Annotated in this window: 5 protein-coding genes; 1 reads left to right on the top strand and 4 read right to left on the bottom strand. The window is 65.6% G+C overall.

The window, feature by feature from the left end; translation table 11 throughout:
* Positions 1-20: 20 nt before the first annotated feature.
* The gene (locus KBZ33_RS21130; RefSeq protein WP_255011984.1) at positions 21-620 is read right to left on the bottom strand and encodes a hypothetical protein; all 600 of its coding nucleotides are present in this window, start codon (positions 618-620) and stop codon (positions 21-23) included.
* 93 nt (positions 621-713) lie between these two features.
* Here KBZ33_RS21130 and KBZ33_RS21125 point away from each other — a divergent pair, with 93 nt between their 5' ends.
* Positions 714-938 (top strand): hypothetical protein, encoded by a 225-nt coding sequence (locus tag KBZ33_RS21125; RefSeq protein WP_255011983.1) that lies wholly within the window; start codon positions 714-716, stop codon positions 936-938.
* A 3-nt stretch (positions 939-941) separates the two neighbouring features.
* On the opposite strand, the gene KBZ33_RS21760 is transcribed toward KBZ33_RS21125, so the two are convergent.
* Genes KBZ33_RS21760 through KBZ33_RS21110 form a run of 3 tightly spaced genes read right to left on the bottom strand, consistent with a single transcriptional unit; the run spans position 942 to position 3,913 of the window.
* On the bottom strand, positions 942-1,841 hold the full coding sequence (locus KBZ33_RS21760; RefSeq protein WP_255011982.1) for a helix-turn-helix domain-containing protein: 900 nt from the start codon (positions 1,839-1,841) through the stop codon (positions 942-944).
* A 3-nt stretch (positions 1,842-1,844) separates the two neighbouring features.
* On the bottom strand, positions 1,845-2,363 hold the full coding sequence (locus KBZ33_RS21115; protein WP_255011981.1) for a hypothetical protein: 519 nt from the start codon (positions 2,361-2,363) through the stop codon (positions 1,845-1,847).
* Positions 2,360-3,913 carry a DUF4055 domain-containing protein gene (locus KBZ33_RS21110; protein WP_255011980.1) on the bottom strand — a complete coding sequence of 518 codons (1,554 nt, stop codon included), beginning with the start codon at positions 3,911-3,913 and terminating at the stop codon, positions 2,360-2,362. The genes KBZ33_RS21115 and KBZ33_RS21110 overlap by 4 nt, the downstream gene beginning before the upstream one ends.
* Positions 3,914-4,129 lie beyond the last annotated feature (216 nt).

Here is a 4,129-nt window from a genome sequence, read left to right as displayed (position 1 = left end):
GCTTCTGGTAGCGGAGTGGCTCACTTTTCGTGTCGCCGCCCCCAGGTTGTCGCCGGCGACAACCTGGGGGCCCTCACCGGCCAACTTGGTTGTCGCGAATCGGCCAAGGGGGTTGACGCGGGACAGCGGCCCTCGGCTTCCGAGAAGGCACGCTCCAGTAGACGCTCCTTACGCAGCTGCAGGATCTGCTGCTTGGCGTCATCGCGCTCAGCAGCAACGGCGGCCACCTTCTGGGCGGATGCCTCCTCCATCTGGCGCTCGCGCAGTTCCACCTGCTGCTCAAGGATCTGCTTTTGGCGTTCAGCGTCCTGCAGGCGGGAGTACTCCTCAGGGTTGATCTCGGAGAAGCGGTTCAGCTGCTGCTTGAGCGTGCGGATCTCTTTCTCTAGCTGGTTGGTTTTGCGCCGCTCCGCCCGTAGGGGGTCGGAGGAACGACTGTCGTCTGCGGCGCTAAAAGCCGCCTCAGATTGGGAAGGCGTTTGACTGTCGGCGGTATCACCTGAGACCTGGACATCGCCAGTCCCGGGTTCGCTTGCCAGACCGGTGGCGGAGTAATTGTCATCAGCCCCTTGGCCGGCGGCGGCGGTAGGAGCAGTGTTGGAAGTGGTGGCAGTGGCCATGACCCATCGCGGCTGTCGTGGATGAGCACCCCATCCGGGCTGTGCTCTCCACCTATTGCCATGGCGCTGAGTACTGACGCCAGAGTGGAGCTGATGCAAACGCCGCTCCGCCCCACCCCCCGCGAGACCACTGAGGTGATGGTGCGCAACATCGGCCGGGAGCTAGCCGAGATCGAGCAGAAGGTGGCTCGCTGCCGTGGTGATGCGGTCGCTGAGCCCCGGTTAACGGGCACCTGGATGGCTCACCTGCTGATCAGCAGCAACGAGCTCATGCACAACCTTCTGATCGACACGGCCAAGCGGCCGCCGCGGCTTTAGGTCTCAGCCTCGCGATAGCTCCAACTGCCGCGCCAGCCACAGCTCCACTTCCTCGTAGGTGTAGCGAACGAGATTGCCCAGCTTCACGAAGGGAGGGCCGTAGCCGCTGGAGTTCCAGCTGTAGATGGTGGAAAGGGAAACGCCCAGGTAGGTCGCCAGGGTCTCGGGCGTGTAGAAGCCGGCTGGCAGGGCGGTGGTGCTGGTGTCGGCGTTGGCTGCAGCGCGGCGCTTGGGCAGGAACAGCCAGCTCCCTAGCGGCAGTTGATCCGACGGGCGGGCGGTGATGGTGGGATTGAGGCTGCGCAGGGTGGTCACGGTGGTGCCGTGGCGTTCGGCCAGCACGTTGAGGCTGTCGCCGGAGCCCACCACCGCCACCCGGTTGGGCTTGAGCGCCGCCTGGACCCGTTCGCCCAGTAGCGGCTGGGTCAAGGAGCCAATGCCGCCAGCGCCGTAGAGCCCACCGAACTCGGTCACTGAAAAGGCCCCCAGCTGGCCTCGGGTCGGGGAGGGAAGCAGGCCTGGCGTGCGCAGCTCCGACAGCGGCCCCAACCAGACGGACCCAAAGCAGGGGGTGAGCAGCGCCGGGGTGGTGGCAGACACCGGCCGGATGCCGCTGGTGCTCCAGCTGATGTCGGCTGCAAGCCAGTCCCAGGGTTGGGACGGTGTCAGTGGCAGCACCGTCCCGCGAGTCAGATAGCCCTCGTAGGTGAAGTCCCCCGTGTCGAGTCCGGGGGCGTTCTCCTTGCTCGAGATGCCACGCAGGCGCTTGAGGAACCCCTCAAAGACGAACCGTCCGGTACGCTCCGAATCGAGCACGCCCGGGATGGCGTTGGAGAACAGCAGGATGCGGGCATTGGCGTAGGGCTGCAGCGCCGAGGGGGGCAAGGTTGGGGTACTGGTCACGGATCAACCCCGCTCCAGCGCTGCGGTGAAGCTCCCGCCACCGCTGCTCAGCTGGGAGTCGCGGCTCCAGTTCGCCAGGGTCGGCAGCATCAGCACCAGGGCCTGGGCATGGCTACCCCGCTGGCGCCGCAGGGCCTGTTCGATCGAGAGGCCCACACCAAAACGAGTGATGGTCTCCTCGCGCAGCAACTCGGTGTCGAATTCGATCACGTCGGCCTTCTTGACCGGCAGCGTCCCGTCCTCCGGCAGTGCATCAGCAATGGCTGCCTTGCGGCGGGTTTCGATCGGCGCCATCAGCTGCTCCGGGTTCAGCCCTGCCAGTTCAGTGTCGATAGCGGCGATGGCATCCAGTTCCCGCCTGGCGGTGGGGATGGCGTCGGGGTAGAGCTGCTCCAGATCTGCCATCGCGTCGTTGATGGCGCGGATCTCCGCCATCCGAGCCGGGATTGAGAGGGCGATGCGGATCCCCTCCAGGTCAGCAGCACGCCAGCGGTAGGGCGAGTCGGCGGGGGTCTGGCTCATTTGGCTGCAGGCGCGGCTGTCTCCTCTTGCCTCAGAGGCACAGGAGCCGTGGGCGCCGGAGCAAGGCCTACCTCGCCGGCCCGGGTCGCTGGGCTGTCATCCAGCGTTGGACTGCTGATCGCGTTGGCCGTCGCCAAAGCCAGTTGGTGCCGCAGCTCCTCCCGGCTGATCACGCCCTTGTCGTAGAGCTCGATCCATTCCTTCACTTGGGGCTGCGGCTGGATCGGTGGGGTGAGCGGGCTCACCGTCACCTGCAGACCGGCACCTGGATCGAGGAGTTCACCGCTTAAGGAACACCAGTGCTGCAGGAGGGTGGAGAACAGCGAGGCTTTCTGGATCGCCATTGCCTGCAGCAGCGCATAGCTCTGGGAGGCGGTGAGGCTGATCTCCATCTCAGTGCGGGCAGCACCACGGTTCTGAGATGGGATCAGGGCGTCGCGGCGCATGGTGTCATCGAGGATCTGCAGCCAGGCCCGGTGCTCGGCCAGCGAGCGGGCGCGGATCTCTACGAACTCGAACGAGGCATCGGCCGGCAGGTCCATGCAGGTGTTGGGACCCAGCACCACGGGTCCGGCCTGGCTGTTGCCCATGGCATCGACCATTCCCTTGCGCACCCCCACCGGCAGGGCCGTGCGGCTCAGCAGTTCTTCGTATTCGCTCTTGCAGCGGAAGTGATTGAGGTACTGATGCGCCAGGCCCAAGTGCGGCAGGTCGCCCTCGCCAAAGCCGGAACCATCGGAGGTGTACCAGCAGGCCGGCAGCTGGCTGAGCCCCTCGTAGGTGGTCACTTCCGGTTCGTCGCAACGCCAGCCACTGCTGGCCTGGGGATCAGCGCAGATGGGGTGGTGGGCCAGCTGCAGTCCGGTGATCGCTCCCCCGCCCGTGAGCAGTTGCAGGCTGCGGTAACGCCAGCGGTCGGGGGCGTCGGCATCGCCCAGCAGAGCCTGGATCTGCTGGGTAACGGCACCCTCGCTGCCGAGGGCCTCGGTGCTGATGGGCTGGTTCACCGGTTCTCGCCAGATGATCCGCCCCGGCAACCCGTAGGAGACCGGAAGCTCCCAGTTCAGGCAGTTGGCTCTAGGAACGAGCTGCAACCGTGGCAGGGAGAGGCGATCACCGCGGCGCAGGGCCTCCTGGCGGTCGCCCTCACTGGGCCAGCTGTGCTCTGGCGGCAGAACCAGCACCAGGGCGGCACCATCGCGCAGCACCAGCAGGTCGGCAGCGGCGAGGAAAACACCCAGGTCCGTGCCCCGACCGTCCACATCCGTGAGGATCGAGCTCAGGCTGGACGGGAGGCTGATCCAGCTGCCACGGCTGAGCATGCCGGCGTAGGTGCGCAGGGCATCGCGGAAGAAACCGGAGGGACGGGCGGCGTCGAGGCGCTTGCGGTAGGCGGTCTCAGGCTCCCGCTCGCCCTTTGGCAGGTAATGCTCCTTGCGGCTGGAGCCGTCAGGGGCGGCGAGAAGAGCCCAGCAATCCGTTGTGACTTGGAGCGAATTCAGTACAGAAGCAAGAGAGGGATGCTGCAGCCATGGATCGATCCCAATCATTCCCAACAAGAAAGACTCGCTATCTATTGCCATTGGCCCTCCAGCGAGTCGATCAGAGCTTGCTGCTCAACACAGAGCACTTCATTGGCGTAACCGTTCACGGGGTGTGCCGGCCTGACCTTGACATGACGTAGGCAGTCACCACTTCATGATTGATGCACAGCTCATTTGCTCAGCCTCTCAGCGCGCACCTTTCACTGCTCTGGTCGCTCTGCC

The organism is Cyanobium sp. Cruz-8D1 (genome assembly GCF_024345975.1).
In the GTDB taxonomy this organism is placed as follows: Bacteria; Cyanobacteriota; Cyanobacteriia; order PCC-6307; family Cyanobiaceae; genus Cyanobium.
The sequence above is the reverse complement of the archived record's forward strand: the minus strand, read 5'-3'. Positions and strand labels throughout refer to the sequence as shown.